Consider the following 18,089-nt stretch of genomic DNA (forward strand, 5'->3'; position numbering starts at 1 on the left):
TCAAAAGGGAACCAACCATACAAGATCAGGGACTAATTACAAGTTTTGCCCTGCGAACGGACACCGTTCAGCAAGCCCAGCGTTCGCGAGCTTGCGCCACAGATGATTTGGTTATATTTTATACAGTTATTTCATCTTCATCATGTCATTCATCTTTTCCATTTCATCTTCAAAGTCAAAATTACCTATGACCACTGAACCGTCTAAAGCGCCGCCGCTTTACCCGAAGACCCACCTGCTCGCCGCAAGTGGTATCGCCGCCCTTCTCAGCCTGGCACTCCTGGTATTCCCTTCCAGTGACGTAGAAGCCAAACGAACATCCCTGAGCCTTGACCTGGAAAGTCCAGTTGAACAACTGACACAAGATCAAGACGCTTCCGACGCGCAACAAGCCACAAACGCACCTACCGAATCGCCGTTCGCCCAGATAGAAAGCAGCCCCGAAGATACACAGCAAGCCGTCCAGGACCAGCCAGCGCGAGTCGCTGACGCGGCCAAGAACCCTCAACACCGCGAAGTGATCGTGGCCAAGGGCGACACGCTGTCGACCCTGTTCGAAAAAGTCGGTCTCCCTGCTGCCACCGTCAATGAAGTACTGGCCAGTGATAAGCAAGCCAAGCAATTCACCCAGCTCAAGCACGGCCAGAAACTTGAATTCGAACTGACGCCTGACGGCCAGCTGCACAACCTGCACAGCAATGTCAGCGACCTCGAAAGCATCACCCTGACAAAAGGCGCCAAAGGCTTTGCCTTCAACCGCATCACCACCAAACCGGTGATGCGCTCCGCCTACGTCCACGGCGTCATCAACAGCTCGCTGTCACAATCAGCTGCCCGCGCCGGCCTGTCCCACAGCATGACCATGGACATGGCCAGCGTGTTCGGCTACGACATCGACTTCGCCCAGGACATCCGCCAAGGCGATGAATTCGATGTGATCTACGAGCAGAAAGTCGCGAATGGCAAGGTTGTCGGCACGGGCAACATTCTCTCTGCACGCTTCACCAACCGCGGCAAGACCTACACCGCCGTGCGCTATACCAACAAACAAGGCAACAGCAGCTACTACACGGCCGACGGCAACAGCATGCGCAAAGCCTTCATCCGTACCCCCGTGGACTTCGCTCGTATTAGCTCGCGTTTCTCCATGGGTCGCAAGCATCCAATTCTGAACAAAATCCGCGCCCATAAAGGCGTCGACTATGCCGCCCCACGCGGCACGCCGATCAAGGCAGCCGGCGACGGCAAAGTGCTGTTGGCCGGGCGTCGGGGTGGTTATGGCAATACCGTGATCATCCAACACGGCAACACCTACCGTACGCTGTATGGCCACATGCAGGGCTTCGCCAAGGGCGTGCAGACCGGCGGCACCGTGAAGCAAGGCCAGGTGATCGGCTATATCGGTACCACCGGCCTGTCCACCGGGCCGCACTTGCACTATGAGTTCCAGGTCAATGGCGTACACGTCGACCCGCTGGGCCAGAAACTGCCAATGGCCGACCCGATCGCCAAGTCCGAGCGCGCGCGCTTCATGCAACAGAGCCAGCCATTGATGGCGCGCATGGATCAAGAGCGCTCCACCCTGCTGGCTTCGGCGAAGCGTTAAGGTATGCCGCTCTATATAGGTGTGATGTCCGGGACCAGCCTTGATGGCCTGGACATCGCCTTGATCGAGCAAGACCCTGCGATCAAGCTGATCGCCACGCACTACATCCCCATGCCAGACACCCTGCGCACTGAGCTACTCGCGCTGTGCGCCAGCGGCCCGGATGAGATCGCCCGCTCGGCAATCGCCCAGCAGAAATGGGTAAGACTGGCCGCACAAGGCATTCACGCCTTACTCGACCAGCAACGCCTCAAGCCCCAGGATATTCGCGCGATTGGCAGTCATGGCCAGACCATCCGCCATGAGCCCGCCCGTGGCTTTACGGTGCAGATAGGCAACCCAGCCTTGCTCACCGAGCTGACGAACATCACCGTGGTCAGCGATTTTCGCAGCCGCGATGTCGCCGCCGGCGGCCAGGGCGCCCCGCTGGTCCCTGCCTTCCATGAAGCGTTGTTTGGCAAACACACCGGCAATCGTGCGGTATTGAATGTGGGAGGTTTCAGCAACCTCAGCCTGATCGAGACCGGCAAACCGGTAGCCGGCTTCGACTGTGGCCCGGGCAACGTCCTGCTGGACGCATGGATTCACCAACAACGCGGCGAACACTTTGATCGCGACGGCCAGTGGGCGGCCAGCGGGCAGGTCGAGCCTCAGTTACTCAACGCCCTGCTCAGCGACCCATTCTTCGTGACCAAGGGCCCCAAGAGCACTGGCCGCGAAGTGTTCAACCTGGAATGGCTGCATCAACACCTTGGCCGCCTGCCTGCATTCGAGCCTCAGAATGTGCAGGCCACGCTGCTGGAGCTGACCGCGCTGACCATCGTCGAGTCGCTGCAGTTTGCCCAACCCCAGACAGAAACCCTACTGGTGTGTGGCGGTGGCGCTCACAATGCCACGTTGATGAAGCGTCTGGCAGCCCTGCTACCTTCAACCCACGTCAGCAGCACCGCCACCTACGGCGTGGACCCGGACTGGGTCGAGGCGATGGCCTTCGCGTGGCTGGCCCATTGCTGCCTCGAAGGCATCGCCGCCAACCGCCCAAGCGTTACAGGCGCACACGGGCTTCGGGTACTGGGCGCGATTTACCCGGCCTGAGGCGCCAATAAGCTGCACACAGTAAAACGCCGCTTGGCCTACAAAGCCAAGCGGCGTTTTTGTATCCGCTGTAGATCAGGCTATCGATCAGATCGAGAACGAAGACCCGCAACCACAGGTGGTCGTAGCGTTAGGGTTCTTGATCACAAAGCGCGAACCCTCCAGACCTTCCTGGTAATCCACCTCGGCACCTGCCAAGTACTGGAAACTCATCGGGTCCACGACCAGGCTTACGCCCTCGCGCTCAACGATGGTGTCATCATCGGCCACATCTTCATCGAAGGTAAAACCGTACTGAAACCCTGAACAACCGCCGCCCGTAACGAATACGCGCAGCTTCAAGCGATCATTACCCTCTTCATCGACCAGGCTCTTCACCTTGTGCGCAGCACCGTGGGTGAATTGCAAAGCCGTGGGGGTGAAGGATTCAACGCTCATGCTGATAATCTCCCGGCGTAGCGCCGCCATATGCGTAATGGCCGGTATTATCCGCTTCTCCTAGAAAAGCGGTCAACTATTGTTACGGTATATCAATCTGCACAGCCGCCATTAAAAACACAAAAGGCCCGATCAACGGGCCTTTTGCGCAACAGCCGGAAAGCCTTAAGGCAGCATGCCCGCGTGGGACAGGCCGAGCTTCTCGTCCAGGCCAAAGAGGATGTTCAGATTCTGCACCGCCTGGCCCGACGCGCCCTTGACCAGGTTATCGATCACCGACAACACCACGACCAGGTCGCCATCCTGGGGACGGTGCACGGCAATCCGGCACACATTGGCGCCGCGCACGCTGCGGGTTTCTGGATGGCTACCGGCTGGCATCACGTCGACGAATGGTTCGTTGGCATAACGCTTTTCGAACAGCGCCTGCAGGTCAACCGAACGGTCAGCCACAGTGGCGTATAGCGTGGAGTGAATGCCGCGGATCATCGGGGTCAGGTGTGGCACGAAGGTCAGGCCCACGTCTTTACCGGCTGCACGACGCAGGCCCTGGCGGATTTCCGGCAAGTGACGATGCCCTTTTACCGCGTAGGCCTTCATGCTTTCCGATGTCTCGGAGTACAGCGAACCTACCGCCGCACCACGACCGGCGCCACTCACACCCGACTTGCAGTCTGCGATCAGGCGCGACGCATCAGCCAACCCGGCTTCCAGCAATGGCAGGAAACCCAGTTGTGTTGCCGTTGGATAGCAACCTGGCACCGCGATCAGGCGCGCTTGCTTGATCTGCTCACGGTTGACTTCCGGCAGGCCGTACACCGCCTCCTCCAGCAACTCTGGCGCACCGTGCGGCTGGCCGTACCACTTGGCCCACTCATCGGCGTCCTGCAGACGGAAGTCCGCGGACAGGTCGATCACCTTGGTACCAGCGGCCAGCAGCTCACCGGCCAATGCGTGGGCAACACCGTGAGGCGTGGCGAAGAAGACCACATCGCACGCACCGAGGGTCTTGATGTCCGGAACACTGAACGCCAGGCCATCGTAATGGCCTCGCAGGTTGGGGTACATATCGGCCACGGCCAGGCCGGCCTCGGATCGGGAGGTGATGACCACCACCTCAGCTTGCGGATGCTGAGCCAACAGACGCAGCAATTCGACACCGGTGTAACCCGTGCCGCCGACGATACCGACCTTGACCATAAACCTGCCCTCAACGAACCCACTGGAAAGCCGTCGATAATAGGGGCCGTATCGTCCTGCGACAACCGTCAACGTGACGTACGGGCGCATGAGCCACTACTATCTTCAGTTACCGTGAACCTGGGAATAACTAGAAATGCTCTATCTATGGATCAAAGCCTTCCACATCGTCAGCATCGTCTGCTGGTTTGCCGGGCTGTTCTACCTGCCACGCCTGTTCGTCTACCACGCCCAAAGCGAGGATAGCGTCAGCAAGGAACGTTTCAGTGTCATGGAGCGCAAGTTGTACCGCGGCATCATGGGCCCGGCGATGGTGGCAAGCCTGGTATTCGGTATCTGGCTGATCGCACTGAACCCCGGCATCTTTCAATCAGGCGCCTGGATCCACGCCAAACTGACGCTGGTCGTGTTCCTGATCGGCTACCACCACATGTGCGGCGCGCAGGTAAAACGTTTTGCCCGTGGCGAAAACACCCGCAGCCATGTCTTTTATCGCTGGTTCAATGAAGTGCCCGTTCTGATATTGCTGGCTATCGTAATTTTGGTCGTGGTCAAACCGTTCTAATTTCAATTAATCGGGGTACCTCCAATGTCGCTGCCCGCTTTGCTCGAACAACGTCTGCGCCTGCCCGTCGTGGCGGCTCCGATGTTTCTGATTTCCAACCCGCAACTGGTCCTGGCGTGCTGCCGCAATGGGGTGGTCGGGAGTTTTCCGGCACTCAACCAACGCGAAAGCAGCGGGTTCAAGGCCTGGCTGGAGGAAATCGAAGCGGGTCTGGCGCAGTTGGACAACCCCGCGCCTTACGCCGTCAACCTGATCGTGCACAACAGCAACCCGCGACTGGAGGCGGACCTGGCGATTTGCGTCGAACACAAAGTGCCGATCGTCATTACTAGCCTGGGCGCCGTCAAAGAGTTGGTGGATGCCGTACACAGCTACGGCGGCCTGGTGTTCCACGACGTGACTACCCGCCGCCATGCCGAGAAGGCTGCCGAAGCCGGTGTGGATGGCTTGATCGCCGTAGCGGCCGGCGCTGGCGGCCACGCCGGCACCTGGAGCCCGTTCTCGCTGATTGCCGAAATCCGCCAGTTCTTCGACAAGACCCTGCTGCTGGCCGGGTGCCTCAACCACGGGCACGAGATTCTCGCCGCCCAGTTGCTGGGGGCCGACCTGGCCTATTTCGGCACACGCTTTATTGCCACCACCGAAAGCCATGCCCCGGATGCGTATAAAGAGATGCTGCTCACATCGCGCGCTGCCGACATCGTGCACACTCCTGCTGTCTCCGGCGTGCCCGCCAGCTTTATGCGCCAGAGCCTGGAAAACGCCGGTTTCGACCTCGCAGCCCTGCAGGGCAAAGGCGAGGTCAACTTTGGTTCCAAGCTCAAGCCATTGAGCGACGAGGCCAAGGCATGGAAGACTGTATGGTCTGCCGGCCAAGGTGTCGGTGAAATCGATGATTTACCCAGCGTCGATGAACTGGTTGCCCGCCTGGATGCCGAATACCGCAAGGCACGCGAACAGGCAGCGCAACTGCGCTGGCCACGCTGAACCAACCGTAAGGCCTGCCGATTGCGCAGGCCTGCACTCCTCCCTGAATAAGTGACAAGGAAGCCCGCATGAGCGACAACCGTTTCAAGATTGTGTTTGATGGCGCCTTGCTCCCGGGTGTCGAAAGCACCACGGCCAAACTGAACCTGGCCGAGCTGTTCAAGAGCGAAGTCGAAGCCATCGAGAAGCTCTTTACCGGCCGCACGGTGGCACTCAAGCGCGACCTGTCCCGCCCGGACGCCGAAACCTACCTCACCGCGTTGAAAAACGCCGGCGTCGATGCGCGTATCGAAGCCGAGCAACCCGTGGCCTTCAACCTCGCCGAAACCCATGAAACCGGCTCCAGCGCGTCCGACTTTTCTCGCCCGGCCGCTTCGCCCTACGCACCACCACGCGCTGCGGTAGGTGAGAACCTGCCGGAATACGCCGACCTCAAGGTTTTCACTATTCACGGGCGTATCGGTCGTCTGCGCTACCTGGCCTGGACCCTGGTGTTGACCCTTGCGATGCTGGTCGCAGGCGGCATCATCAGCACCGTCAGCTTTGCCGTGGCTACCGCCTCGCCAACCGCGGGCATGATCCTCGGGGTACTGCTGGGTCTCGCCTTGTTTGTTGCACTTGTCTGGGTCAGCGTACAGATCGGCGTGCAGCGCCTGCACGACTTGGGTTGGTCCGGCTGGCTGTACTTCCTCAACCTCGTCCCGCTGGTGAACAGTGTCTTCCCGATCCTGTTGCTGGTATTGCCGGGGAACGCGGGCGCCAACCAATATGGCGCGCCACCACCCCGCAACTCCACCGCGGTAAAAGTCCTGGCCACGCTGTGGTTGGCGTTTATCCCGATCATGCTGGCCATCGTGGTGACCCTGGGCATGAACGGTTACCTGAACCAACTCGAAGCCAACATGGACAGCGGCTACGAAAGCAGCTCCATCACCTCCGATGAAGACGCCGACCAAGGCGCGACCGTAGAAGAAGACGAAGCGCAGAGTGCTGACGAAGCGAGCGAACCTGTAGACTCTCCAGAACAGTAAAGAAACACCACCGGCCTGCGATGCCTCTGTCGCAGGCTCGGCGGTGTGGCGATGGAGAAAGGCATGACCCGTTACGCTCTGATCACCGGCGCCTCCAGCGGCATCGGCCTGGCATTGGCCGAAGCACTGGCCCGTCGCGGCCGCAGCTTGATTCTGGTGGCCCGCCAGCGTGATCAGTTGGAAAACATTGCAATCGAATTGACCCAGCGCTTTGGCGTCGAGGTGCTGTTTCGGGCCTGCGACCTCGGCGAGCCATTGCGCTTGTCCGGGTTCCTGCTGGAACTTGAAGAGGGCGAACGACAGATAGACCTGCTGGTGAACTGCGCCGGCATCGGCACCAGCGGCCCGTTCCTGGCCCAGGATTGGATGACCGAACAGGACCTGATGGAGGTCAACATCCTGGCCCTGACCCGTATGTGCCACGCGCTCGGTAACACCATGGCGCTGCACGGCGGCGGGCAAATTCTCAATGTGGCGTCCGTCGCGGCGTTCCAGCCTGGCCCGTGGATGAGCACTTACTACGCCAGCAAGGCCTACGTACTGCACTTCTCCGAAGGCCTGCGTGAAGAGTTGAAAACCTGTGGCATCAAGGTCTCGGTCCTGTGCCCCGGCCCAACACGCACCGCATTCTTCGGCACCGCGCAAATGGACACCGCCAAGCTCGACCGCAGCCAACAACTGATGAGCCCCGAAGAAGTGGCGCTCTACACTGTGCGGGCGCTGGAAAAGAACAAGGCCATCATCATTCCCGGCCGACGCAACCGCTGGATCGCCTTCAGCCCGCGCTTGAGCCCACGCTGGCTGACCCGCAAGATCGCTGGCGCCATCAACAAGGCCTATTGCCCGCGCTGACCGGCTGAGTACACTCACCCTGCACATTCATAATGGAGAAACAGCTGTGGATACTCTGTTCACCAAGATCATCAACAGAGAAATACCCGCGGATATCATCTACGAAGATGACCAGGTCCTGGCCTTCAAGGACATCCATCCGGCGGCGCCTGTGCATTTCCTGGTCATTCCGAAGAAACATATCGCCACGCTCAATGACCTGACTGAAGAAGACAAAGCCCTGGCAGGTCATATTTTGTTCACCGCCCAGCGCCTGGCGGTGGAGCAAGGCTGCGAGGAAGGCTTCCGGGTGGTGATGAACTGCAACCCGAAGGGCGGGCAGACCGTTTATCACATCCATATGCATGTGCTGGGTCAGCGCCAGATGAACTGGCCGCCGGGCTGATTCCCCACAAGGACAAGGGTCACCGCCTCAGGGCTGCGACCCCATGCCCCTGACTCAGTGCAAACGCTTCCCCCTCTCTTGCGGTAAACTGGCCGCCGAGATTCTTCCCGGAGGTCAGCATGACTACCCAACGTCACTACTCGCCGATTGACCGTCTGTTGCTGCAGGCCGACATGGCCATGCGCACACTCCTGCCCTTCAGCGGCCAACCGTATCGCCCCTCGCCCGCCATCGTGCAGCCCGACGCGCAGATGAGCGAGACCGATACTCGCCACGTCGCCGGCCTGATGCGCATCAACCATACCGGCGAAGTCTGTGCCCAGGCGCTGTACCAGGGGCAGGCGCTGACCGCCAAGCTGCCGCAGGTGCGCGCAGCCATGGAACATGCGGCCGAGGAAGAAATCGACCACCTGGCCTGGTGCGAGCAACGCATCCGCCAATTGGGCAGCCACCCCAGCGTACTGAACCCGCTGTTTTACGGTTTGTCGTTTGGAATCGGCGCTGCTGCCGGCTTGATCAGCGACAAAGTCAGCCTGGGGTTTGTCGCGGCGACCGAACACCAAGTGTGCAAGCACCTGGACGAGCATCTGGAGCAACTGCCGGCCGAAGACGAAAAATCCCGGGCCATCCTTGAACAGATGCGTGTTGATGAAGCGCATCACGCAGAAAGCGCACTGGATGCTGGCGGCTTCCGCTTCCCGGCGCCAGTCAGGTTTGGCATGAGTGTGTTGGCGAAGGTCATGACCAAAAGCACCTATAGAATCTAGCCGCATCGAATCCACAGGCAAAAAAAAGGGCGCTATCACAGCGCCCTTTCTTTTTGCCCGTCGATTGAGCGATCAACCCAACTCGATGATTTCGTAGTCGTGGGTGATGGCCACACCCGCCGCGCCCAGCATGATCGACGCCGAGCAGTACTTCTCAGCCGACAACTCAATCGCACGCTTGACCTGGGCTTCTTTGAGCGCCCGCCCCTTCACCACAAAATGCATGTGGATCTTGGTGAATACCTTGGGGTCTTCAGTGGCGCGCTCGGCTTCCAGGAAGGCTTCGCAGCTTTCCACGGCCTGGCGAGACTTTTTCAGGATACTGACCACGTCGAAATTGCTGCAACCGCCCACACCAAGCAGGAGCATTTCCATCGGGCGTACACCCAGGTTACGGCCACCGGCTTCCGGCGGACCGTCCATGACCACAACATGGCCACTGCCCGACTCACCGAGGAACATGGCTTCGCCCGCCCATTGGATGCGTGCCTTCATCGCCCAGACTCCACTGCTAAAAAAGGGTCGCCAGCTTAGCACAGGGCTCGCGTGGGTCAGCGTTTCCGACAAAAGCGATCAATAGCAGGGTTTACGCGGAAATTTGGCTAATCGAGACAGAATGTGTCTGTTAAGCTGGCGCCAAATCGATGGCGTATTGCCACCCTTTATCCATCGTGTATCAATGCCGATACCGATGCGTACAACAACTCCAACTACCTGCGCAGTCTTTTCGGGACACAACCATGGTTGCTCTTACTCCCATACCCAAGATCAAGAATCTCGACAAGCTGTTGATGCATTGCCAGCGCCGTCGCCACCCGGCCAAGCACAACATCATCTGCGCCGGTGAACGCTCCGAAACGCTGTTCTTCATCATAAAGGGCTCGGTCACTATCCTGATCGAGGACGAAGATGGCCGTGAAATGATCATCGCCTACCTGAACACCGGGGATTTCTTTGGGGAACTGGGGCTATTCGAACAAGCCGGCAAGGAACAGGAACGTAGCGCCTGGGTGCGGGCAAAGGTCGAATGTGAAGTGGCCGAGATCAGCTATGCCAAATTCCGCGAACTGGCCCAGCAGGATCCCGACATTCTCTACGCCCTGAGCGGCCAGATTGCCCAACGCCTACGGGACACCACCCGTAAGGTCGGCGACCTGGCATTCTTCGACGTCACCGGTCGCGTCGCCCGCTGCCTTCTGGAATTGTGCAAACAGCCCGATGCCATGACTCACCCCGATGGCATGCAGATCAAAGTCACACGCCAGGAAATCGGGCGCATTGTCGGCTGTTCACGGGAAATGGTCGGTCGTGTGTTAAAAGACCTGGAAGAGCGCAACCTGGTGCACGTCAAAGGCAAGACAATGGTGGTGTTCGGTACCCGTTAACCCGGCAGGAAGCTGGCTAACAGCTGACGATACAAGGTATCCAGCCGGCTGATCGCATCCGGCGCTGGGAATGCCTCGTGCAAGGCGATATGGCTGTCAGCGCGAACCCGCTGGTCGAGACCGCAGGCTTCGTTGAACCGATTGACCGCCGCGATCAACGCCACGCGGTCGTTCTCCAGCAACAAGGCACCGTGCACCAACCCCACCGGACGGCCACCACTTTGGCGCCAACGCTGGGCAGTGCCGACCATCTTGCGACCGTTGAGATTGACATTGTAACGGCCGTCGCAAAACGCCCCATCGATTTCACCGACGGAGGCGTCGCCCCCCAACTCGATCAGCAAATCGCAGATCGGCTGGCATAAACGCTGATAACCGGTTTCGATGCGGCCTTGGTCGCCTTCGCTGCGCGGCGGTGCGTAGACCAAGGCGATGTTGACGGTAGCACTCGACTGCGGCACCGGCTCACCACCAGTTTCCCGCAGCAATACTGGCCAACCGGCGTCAGCCGAGACCTGGCTGGCGGCTTCGAACGCCGGCAGGCGGCTCAGGCGGCGCGGCATCACCAAGGCTTGGTCGTTGGGTTGCCAGAACAGCAGGCCGAATTCCTGATCACCGGCGCAGACAGCAGCGAGCAGTTCTTGCTCGGCAGCAAGACCTGCTTCGACAGTCATCGACATTGGCTGGATCATCGAGCACCTACTTATCTGGATAAACACAGAATCAACTGTGGGAGCTGGCTTGCCTGCGATGCAGGCACCTCGGTGTATCTAGGGCACCCAGGTGATGCTATCGCAGGCAAACCAGCTCCCACACACGCCAGCCCTGACATTACCGCGCTGGAGTCAGTCCAGGGTCGAACCGCTGACCGCCACGCCACGCTCCGGGAAGAACAGGCGCTGCAGCTCTGCTCCCGGGTTCTCGGCGCGCATGAAGGTCTCGCCCACCAGGAACGAATACACGCCGCTGATCTCCATCAGTTCCACATCGGCACGGTTGACGATGCCACTCTCGGTAATCACCAGGCGATCACGCGGGATGCGCGGCAGCAGGTCGAGGGTGTTTTCCAGGCTGACTTCGAAGGTGTGCAGGTTGCGGTTGTTCACCCCGACCAGCGGTGTATCGAGGGTTTTCAGTGCGCGTTCCAGCTCATCACCGTCGTGCACTTCCACCAGCACATCCAGGCCGACGCTTTTGGCGACTGCTGCCAGCTCGGCCATCTTCACGTCGTCCAATGCGGAAACGATCAACAGCACGCAGTCGGCGCCCAGGGCGCGCGCTTCGACGATCTGGTACGGGTCGACCATGAAGTCCTTGCGGATCACAGGCAGCTTGCACGCGGCGCGGGCTTGCTGCAGGAACAGGTCGGAACCCTGGAAGTAGTCGATATCGGTCAGCACGGACAGGCAAGTCGCCCCACCCTTCTCGTAACTGACGGCAATGTCCGAAGGAACGAAGTGTTCGCGAATCACGCCCTTGCTCGGCGAGGCCTTCTTGACCTCGGCGATCACCGCCGGCTGTTTGAGCTTGGCCTGGGCAATCAAGGCATTGGCAAAACCGCGAGGCGCGTCGGCGATCTTGGCCTGGCTTTCCAGCTCCGCCAGGCTGACGCGGGCGCGGCGCTCAGCTACCTCTTCGGCCTTGCGAGCGAGGATCTTTTCCAGAACGGTCGGCACACTCATCCTTCATTCTCCATCTTGAATACCGCGGTGAATGCTCCAAGCTCTTCGAGCTTCTCACGAGCCAGACCGGTGTGCAGTGCATCGTGGGCCAAGGCAACACCTTCCTTAAGACTATAGGCATGGTCCGCCGCGTAAAGTGCCGCGCCCGCATTCAGAACAATCATCTCAGCCGCTTTTTGACCATTCTCGGTCTTGCGACGCCCCAAGGCATCGCGAATCAGTTCCAGTGATGCCGCCGGGCTTTCCACGGCCAGGCCGTGCAGGCTCTGGCTCTTCATGCCCAAGTCTTCCGGCTCGACCCAGTATTCGGTGACCTGGTCATTCTTGAGCTCCGCCACGAAGGTCGGTGCCGCCAGGCTGAATTCGTCCAGGCCATCCTTGGAGTGCACCACCAGCACATGCTTGCTGCCCAGGCGTTGCAGCACTTCGGCCAATGGCCGGCACAGGGCCTGGCTGAACACGCCCACCACTTGGTGTTTCACACCGGCCGGATTCGTAAGCGGGCCGAGCATATTGAACAGCGTGCGCAGGCCGAGGTCCTTGCGCGGGCCGGCGGCGTGCTTCATTGCACCATGATGGGATTGGGCAAACATAAAGCCGATGCCGACGCTGTCAATGCAGCGCGCCACTTGAACCGGCGTCAGGTTCAGGTAGATGCCGGCCGCTTCGAGCAGATCGGCACTGCCGCTTTTGCCAGATACCGCACGGTTACCGTGCTTGGCCACGGTGCAACCCGCCGCCGCGACGACAAAAGAAGAGGCGGTCGAGACGTTGAAAATGTTCGCACCGTCACCGCCGGTGCCGACCACGTCGACCACACCGTCGAGGGTCTTGAGCTCAACCTTGTCCGCCAGCTCGCGCATCACCGATACGGCGCCGACGATCTCGTCGATGCTCTCGCTCTTCATGCGCATGGCCATCATGAACGCGCCGATCTGCGCGTCAGTGCATTGACCGGTCATGATCTCGCGCATCACATCGCTCATTTCAGCGGTGCTCAGGTCCAGGTGGCCGACGATACGGCTCAGGGCAGTCTTGATATCCATGGAAAGTCCTTAGCGCGTGCCGCCGCTCTGCTTGAGAAAGTTGGCGAACAGCTCGTAGCCCTGCTCGGTCAGGATCGACTCGGGATGAAATTGCACCCCTTCGATATTCAGTGTCTTGTGGCGCAGCCCCATGATCTCGTCGACCGAGCCGTCTTCCAGCTGGGTCCAGGCGGTCAGTTCCAGGCATTCCGGCAAGGTTTCGCGCTTGACCACCAGCGAGTGGTAGCGGGTCACCGTCACCGGCAGGTTGAGGCCGTGAAACACGCCCACATCATTATGGAACACCGGGCTGGTCTTGCCGTGCATCACCTGGCGCGCGCGCACCACGTCACCGCCAAAGGCCTGGCCGATGGACTGGTGGCCCAGGCACACGCCCAGGATCGGCAGCTTGCCGGCGAAATACTGGATCGCTTCCAGGGAAATACCCGCCTCGGTCGGCGTGCACGGGCCTGGAGAAACCACGATGCGCTCCGGGTTCAGGGCAGCGATCTGGGCCACGGTCAGTTCGTCGTTGCGCACCACCTTGACCTCGGCACCGAGCTCTCCCAGGTATTGCACGACGTTGTAGGTAAAGGAATCGTAGTTATCAATCATCAGCAACATGGGGAAACCTCAAGAATTGGGGGTCTGTTCAGCCAGCGCCACGGCGCGAAACATCGCGCGGCGCTTGTTCAGGGTTTCTTCCCATTCGAGGGCCGGCACCGAGTCGGCGACAATCCCGCCACCGGCCTGCACGTGCAGCTCTCCGTCCTTGATCACGGCGGTGCGGATCGCAATGGCCGTGTCCATGTTGCCGTTCCAGGCGAAATAACCCACGGCGCCGCCGTAGACACCGCGCTTGACCGGCTCCAGTTCGTCGATGATTTCCATCGCGCGGATCTTCGGCGCACCCGACAAGGTGCCCGCCGGCAGAATCGCGCGCAGTGCGTCCATCGCGGTCAAGCCGGCTTTCAGCTCGCCGGTGACATTGGACACGATATGCATCACGTTGGAATAACGCTCGATCACCATTTTTTCGGTGAGCTTCACCGAACCGATTTCGGAGACACGCCCGGTGTCGTTACGGCCCAGGTCGATGAGCATCAGGTGCTCGGCGATTTCCTTGTCGTCGCTCAACAGGTCTTCTTCCAGCGCCAGGTCGGCCTCTTCGGTCGCACCCCGCGGGCGAGTACCGGCGATCGGGCGCACGGTGATCAGGTTGTCTTCGACGCGCACGAGTACTTCCGGCGAACTGCCTACCACGTGGAAGTCACCAAAGTTGAAGAAGTACATGTAGGGCGTCGGGTTGAAGCAGCGCAATGCGCGATACAGATCGATCGGCGCGGCCTTGAAGTCGATGGACATGCGTTGCGACGGCACCACCTGCATGCAGTCACCGGCAAGGATGTATTCCTTGATGGTATCGACCGCACGCTCATAGTCATCCTGGGTAAAGCTGGAGCGGAACACCGGGTCGGCCGCCGGCGGACGGCTGAGGTCCAGGCCGCGACGCGGGGTGATTGGCTGGCGCAATTTTTCCAGCAGTGCTTCGAGGTTGGCCCGGCCTTGCTCGAACGCATCGGACTGGGACGGGTCGGCAAGCACGATCGCGTGCATCTTGCCGGCGAGGTTGTCGAATACGACGACCGCATCGGAAACCATCAGCAGAATATCCGGCACACCCAGCGGATCCGGGTTCGGGCATTTGCCCAGGCGCTTTTCCACGTAACGCACGCAGTCGTAACCGAAGTAACCCACCAGGCCGCCGTTGAAGCGCGGCAACCCTGCAATGGTCGGCACGTTGTAGCGCGCCTTGAAGGCTTCGACGAACGCCAGTGGGTCTTCGACATCGTGGCTTTCGATCTCGACGCCATCATGGGTAATGCTCACATGGTGGTCATGTACACGCAGCACTGTGCGGCACGGCAGGCCGATGATCGAGTAACGGCCCCACTTCTCGCCACCCTGTACCGATTCGAGCAGGTAGGAGTTGGGCTCGTCGGCCAGTTTCAGGTAGATCGACAGCGGCGTGTCGAAGTCGGCCAGGGTTTCGCAGGCCAAGGGAATGCGGTTATAGCCGGCAGCGGCCAAACGCAGGAATTCTTCGCGGGTCATCATATGCCTCGTGGCTTGAGGGTCTAACAGTCAGGTATGCAAACGTGCCGCAGAGCGCGGCCAGGATCAGTCAGGCGCGCCAACGCCAGCGGGCCAGGGCCTTGATGACTTTCATCCAGAGTTTGCGGGTGACCACCACGATGGCATTTCCAGAAGGGGACGGATCGGTGTCGGGCAACGTTATCTCAGCGCCAGCTCCCAAGCAACCGGGGATTAACAGGCGCAGGTCATCAATCACCATTGCCGGCGACTCTTCGGCAATCGGCCGACCATGGTTATAACCGTAGCTGAGCGCCACACACTGCACGCCCGCGGCCTTCGCCGCCTGCACATCACTGCGCGAATCGCCGACAAACAACGACTGCGAAGCCGGGATATTGGCCATTTTCATCACGAAGAACAGTGCCGCCGGGTCGGGCTTTTTCTGCGGCAGGGTGTCGCCACCGATGATCCAGCGGAAATAACGGCCGATTTTCATCTGGTCCAACAGCGGCGCGACGAAGCGTTCCGGCTTGTTGGTGATCAGGGCCATTTCCACGCCCTGCTTGCTCAGCCACTTGAGGGTGTCACGCACGCCCGGGTAAACCACGGTCAGTTCGTGGTCGCCCTCATAGGCGGCGTTGAACAGTTCCAGGGCGTGTTCGGCCTCGACCTCGTCCACGCCTTCAGCATCGATGTTGTTGGCCAAGGCCCGGCGCACCAGCATCTGCACACCGTTGCCGACCCATTCGCGCACCGAATCGATCCCGGCCGGCTTGCGCCCCAGCTTGAGCAACATTTCATCCACCGCCGCCGCCAGGTCAGGCACCGAGTCGATCAAGGTACCGTCCAGATCGAACATCACCAGCCGTGGCAATTTGCCGGGGAACAGCTGCTCAAAGCCGCTCATGGACGCGCCAGCGCCAGTTCTGCGCGCATCTTGTCGATGACCTCCTGGTAGTCCGGCGCATTGAAGATCGCCGAGCCAGCCACGAAGGTGTCGGCGCCCGCCGCGGCGATTTCGCGGATATTGTTGACGTTGACCCCGCCGTCGATTTCCAGACGGATGTCACGACCCGAGGCATCGATCAGCGCGCGGGCTTCGCGCAGCTTGTTCAGCGTGCCGGGGATGAACTTCTGCCCGCCGAAGCCCGGGTTTACGCTCATCAGCAGGATCATGTCGACCTTGTCCATCACGTACTCCAGCACGCTCAGCGGCGTGGCCGGGTTGAACACCAGGCCCGCCTTGCAGCCGCCTTCGCGGATCAGTTGCAGGGTGCGGTCGACGTGCAGCGAGGCTTCCGGGTGGAAGGTGATATAGGTCGCACCGGCTTCAACGAAGTCGCCGATGATGCGATCCACCGGGCTGACCATCAGGTGCGCATCGATCGGCGCAGTGATGCCGTACTTGCGCAGGGCGGCACAGACCATCGGGCCGATGGTCAGGTTGGGCACGTAGTGGTTGTCCATGACATCGAAGTGTACGAAGTCGGCACCGGCGGCCAACACCTTGTCCACTTCCTCACCCAGGCGGGCGAAGTCGGCGGAGAGAATCGATGGAGCAATGACGAAGGGCTGCATGACGCACCTTTTTTGAGCTAAATCACGATGGCGCGCATTGTATACCTCATGCTTTGTCGCGCGCACCGTGACCTAACTCAACGGTTAGTAAGCCGCCCGATAGATTTTCTCGATATCGGCCGCGCTGAGCTTGCGCGGATTGTTGCGCATCAACCGCTCAATGCCCGCCGCCTCCACCGCCATGCCGGGGATGGCGTCCTCGGGAACCCCAAAACTGTGCAGGCCAGCCGGGATCTCGACGGCGGCACACAGTCGCGTCATCGCCTCCACCGCCTGGTCGGCGGCATCGTTGACGCTCAAGCTGGCGACATTCACGCCCATGGCCTGCGCAATGTCCTGCATGCGCTCCACGCAGGCGAGCTTGTTCCAGTGCATCACATAAGGCAGCAACAGCGCATTGCTCACGCCATGGGCAATATTGAAACGCCCGCCCAGGGGATAGGCCAATGCATGCACCGCGCCGACCCCGGCATTGCCGAACGCCATCCCAGCCATGAGGCTGGCGGTGGCCATGTCGTCGCGGGCCTGCAGGTTGGCTGGGTTGGCGTAGGCCTTGGGCAACGCATTGGCGATCAACTTGATAGCGCCGATAGCCAAGGCGTCGGTGATCGGCGAAGCATTCAGCGACAGGTAGGATTCGATGGCATGCACCAATGCATCGACGCCACTGGCGGCGGTGACGCTGCGCGGGCAGGTCAGGGTCATTTGCGGGCTGATCAACGCCACATCCGGCAGCAGGAAGTCACTGACGATGCCTTTTTTCAGCTGCGCGGCCTTGTCGGAGAGAATCGCCACATTGGTCACCTCCGAACCGGTGCCGGCCGTGGTCGGGATGGCAATCAGCGGCGGCCCCTTGCGCGGCACCTGATCGACGCCGAACAAGTCCGCCAGCGCACCGTGATACCCGGCATAGGCGGCAACACTTTTGGCGATATCGATGGCACTGCCGCCACCCACGCCGATCAAGCCGTCATGCCCGCCCTCACGGTAGACGCGCATGCAGTCTTCGACGATGGCGATTTCCGGATCGGGCAATACGCGGTCGAAAATCTCGTAGGTGCGTTCGCCCAGGTGTTCGAGGGCCAGCGCCACGGTGCCGGACTTGACCAGCGCGGCATCGGTGACGATCAGCGGGTTATCCACATCCAGGCGCGTGAGCTCAGCGGCCAGTTGTTCGATGGCGCCAGCGCCGGTGAGCAGTTTGTGGGCGATCTTGAATGAGGAGGTACTCATGTGCGCGGCCTCTTATCAATGATGGGCTGGCACAAGAGTAGCTGGGGATTTTCGGTTGTGAACTATTCACCCTCTGAATGACACGATCAATGTGGGCGCTGGCTTGCCTGCGATGCGGGCGACTCGGTGTTACAGGCAAACCGAGGTGATGCTATCGCAGGCA

At 60.4% G+C, this 18,089-nt stretch carries 20 protein-coding genes; 9 read left to right on the forward strand and 11 right to left on the reverse strand.

Annotated elements, in window-relative coordinates:
* The first annotated feature begins 187 nt into the window (after positions 1-187).
* A complete protein-coding gene (locus ATH90_RS25840) occupies positions 188-1,606 on the forward strand; it encodes a peptidoglycan DD-metalloendopeptidase family protein (protein WP_069078395.1) in 1,419 nt (472 codons plus the stop codon).
* Positions 1,607-1,609: 3 nt separating this feature from the next.
* Positions 1,610-2,701, forward strand: a complete 1,092-nt coding sequence (locus ATH90_RS25845) for an anhydro-N-acetylmuramic acid kinase (protein WP_098467453.1) — start codon at positions 1,610-1,612, stop codon at positions 2,699-2,701.
* A gap of 87 nt (positions 2,702-2,788) precedes the next feature.
* Here ATH90_RS25845 and erpA read toward each other — a convergent pair whose 3' ends face one another.
* A complete protein-coding gene (gene erpA / locus ATH90_RS25850; RefSeq protein WP_003176443.1) occupies positions 2,789-3,139 on the reverse strand; it encodes an iron-sulfur cluster insertion protein ErpA in 351 nt (116 codons plus the stop codon).
* A 165-nt stretch (positions 3,140-3,304) separates the two neighbouring features.
* Positions 3,305-4,339: an N-acetyl-gamma-glutamyl-phosphate reductase gene (gene argC / locus ATH90_RS25855; protein ID WP_034109601.1), complete on the reverse strand. Its 1,035-nt coding sequence runs from the start codon at positions 4,337-4,339 to the stop codon at positions 3,305-3,307.
* Positions 4,340-4,475: 136 nt separating this feature from the next.
* Here argC and hemJ point away from each other — a divergent pair, with 136 nt between their 5' ends.
* The 6 genes from hemJ to coq7 all read left to right on the forward strand — a co-directional run bounded on the left by hemJ (position 4,476) and on the right by coq7 (position 8,926).
* A complete protein-coding gene (hemJ, locus tag ATH90_RS25860) occupies positions 4,476-4,904 on the forward strand; it encodes a protoporphyrinogen oxidase HemJ (protein ID WP_098467454.1) in 429 nt (142 codons plus the stop codon).
* Positions 4,905-4,928: 24 nt separating this feature from the next.
* Positions 4,929-5,891, forward strand: a complete 963-nt coding sequence (locus ATH90_RS25865) for an NAD(P)H-dependent flavin oxidoreductase (protein ID WP_010206937.1) — start codon at positions 4,929-4,931, stop codon at positions 5,889-5,891.
* 68 nt (positions 5,892-5,959) lie between these two features.
* The gene (locus ATH90_RS25870) at positions 5,960-6,922 is read left to right on the forward strand and encodes a DUF805 domain-containing protein (RefSeq protein ID WP_034109605.1); all 963 of its coding nucleotides are present in this window, start codon (positions 5,960-5,962) and stop codon (positions 6,920-6,922) included.
* 63 nt (positions 6,923-6,985) lie between these two features.
* A complete protein-coding gene (locus ATH90_RS25875) occupies positions 6,986-7,774 on the forward strand; it encodes an SDR family NAD(P)-dependent oxidoreductase (RefSeq protein WP_034109607.1) in 789 nt (262 codons plus the stop codon).
* 46 nt (positions 7,775-7,820) lie between these two features.
* The gene (locus tag ATH90_RS25880; RefSeq protein ID WP_098467455.1) at positions 7,821-8,159 is read left to right on the forward strand and encodes a histidine triad nucleotide-binding protein; all 339 of its coding nucleotides are present in this window, start codon (positions 7,821-7,823) and stop codon (positions 8,157-8,159) included.
* 119 nt (positions 8,160-8,278) lie between these two features.
* On the forward strand, positions 8,279-8,926 hold the full coding sequence (gene coq7, locus ATH90_RS25885) for a 2-polyprenyl-3-methyl-6-methoxy-1,4-benzoquinone monooxygenase (RefSeq protein ID WP_034109609.1): 648 nt from the start codon (positions 8,279-8,281) through the stop codon (positions 8,924-8,926).
* 72 nt (positions 8,927-8,998) lie between these two features.
* Here the strand turns inward: coq7 and ATH90_RS25890 are convergent, their stop codons facing one another.
* The gene (locus ATH90_RS25890; protein ID WP_005792019.1) at positions 8,999-9,421 is read right to left on the reverse strand and encodes an OsmC family protein; all 423 of its coding nucleotides are present in this window, start codon (positions 9,419-9,421) and stop codon (positions 8,999-9,001) included.
* Positions 9,422-9,666: 245 nt separating this feature from the next.
* Here ATH90_RS25890 and crp point away from each other — a divergent pair, with 245 nt between their 5' ends.
* Entirely contained in the window at positions 9,667-10,311 is a 645-nt protein-coding gene (crp, locus tag ATH90_RS25895) for a cAMP-activated global transcriptional regulator CRP (protein ID WP_034109612.1), read from the forward strand.
* Here crp and ATH90_RS25900 read toward each other — a convergent pair.
* The 8 genes from ATH90_RS25900 to ATH90_RS25935 form a co-directional block, all read right to left on the reverse strand.
* On the reverse strand, positions 10,308-11,003 hold the full coding sequence (locus ATH90_RS25900) for a lipoate--protein ligase family protein (protein ID WP_098467456.1): 696 nt from the start codon (positions 11,001-11,003) through the stop codon (positions 10,308-10,310). The two genes, crp and ATH90_RS25900, sit on opposite strands and share 4 nt — an antisense overlap.
* A gap of 153 nt (positions 11,004-11,156) precedes the next feature.
* Positions 11,157-11,993 carry an indole-3-glycerol phosphate synthase TrpC gene (gene trpC / locus ATH90_RS25905; protein WP_034109617.1) on the reverse strand — a complete coding sequence of 279 codons (837 nt, stop codon included), beginning with the start codon at positions 11,991-11,993 and terminating at the stop codon, positions 11,157-11,159.
* Positions 11,990-13,039 (reverse strand): anthranilate phosphoribosyltransferase, encoded by a 1,050-nt coding sequence (trpD, locus tag ATH90_RS25910; protein WP_010206948.1) that lies wholly within the window; start codon positions 13,037-13,039, stop codon positions 11,990-11,992. The genes trpC and trpD overlap by 4 nt, the downstream gene beginning before the upstream one ends.
* Positions 13,040-13,048: 9 nt before the next feature.
* A complete protein-coding gene (locus tag ATH90_RS25915) occupies positions 13,049-13,642 on the reverse strand; it encodes an aminodeoxychorismate/anthranilate synthase component II (RefSeq protein ID WP_034109621.1) in 594 nt (197 codons plus the stop codon).
* Between the two features lie 9 nt (positions 13,643-13,651).
* A complete protein-coding gene (gene trpE, locus ATH90_RS25920; RefSeq protein WP_069078400.1) occupies positions 13,652-15,133 on the reverse strand; it encodes an anthranilate synthase component I in 1,482 nt (493 codons plus the stop codon).
* Positions 15,134-15,203: 70 nt separating this feature from the next.
* Positions 15,204-16,022 (reverse strand): phosphoglycolate phosphatase, encoded by an 819-nt coding sequence (locus ATH90_RS25925; protein ID WP_034109625.1) that lies wholly within the window; start codon positions 16,020-16,022, stop codon positions 15,204-15,206.
* On the reverse strand, positions 16,019-16,693 hold the full coding sequence (rpe, locus tag ATH90_RS25930) for a ribulose-phosphate 3-epimerase (RefSeq protein WP_025857056.1): 675 nt from the start codon (positions 16,691-16,693) through the stop codon (positions 16,019-16,021). Before rpe ends, ATH90_RS25925 begins: the two co-directional genes overlap by 4 nt.
* An 84-nt stretch (positions 16,694-16,777) precedes the next feature.
* Positions 16,778-17,926 carry an iron-containing alcohol dehydrogenase gene (locus tag ATH90_RS25935; RefSeq protein WP_034109627.1) on the reverse strand — a complete coding sequence of 383 codons (1,149 nt, stop codon included), beginning with the start codon at positions 17,924-17,926 and terminating at the stop codon, positions 16,778-16,780.
* Between the last annotated feature and the right edge of the window lie 163 nt (positions 17,927-18,089).

Origin of the sequence: Pseudomonas lurida (assembly GCF_002563895.1) — a bacterium.
Classification (GTDB): Bacteria; Pseudomonadota; Gammaproteobacteria; order Pseudomonadales; family Pseudomonadaceae; genus Aquipseudomonas; species Aquipseudomonas lurida.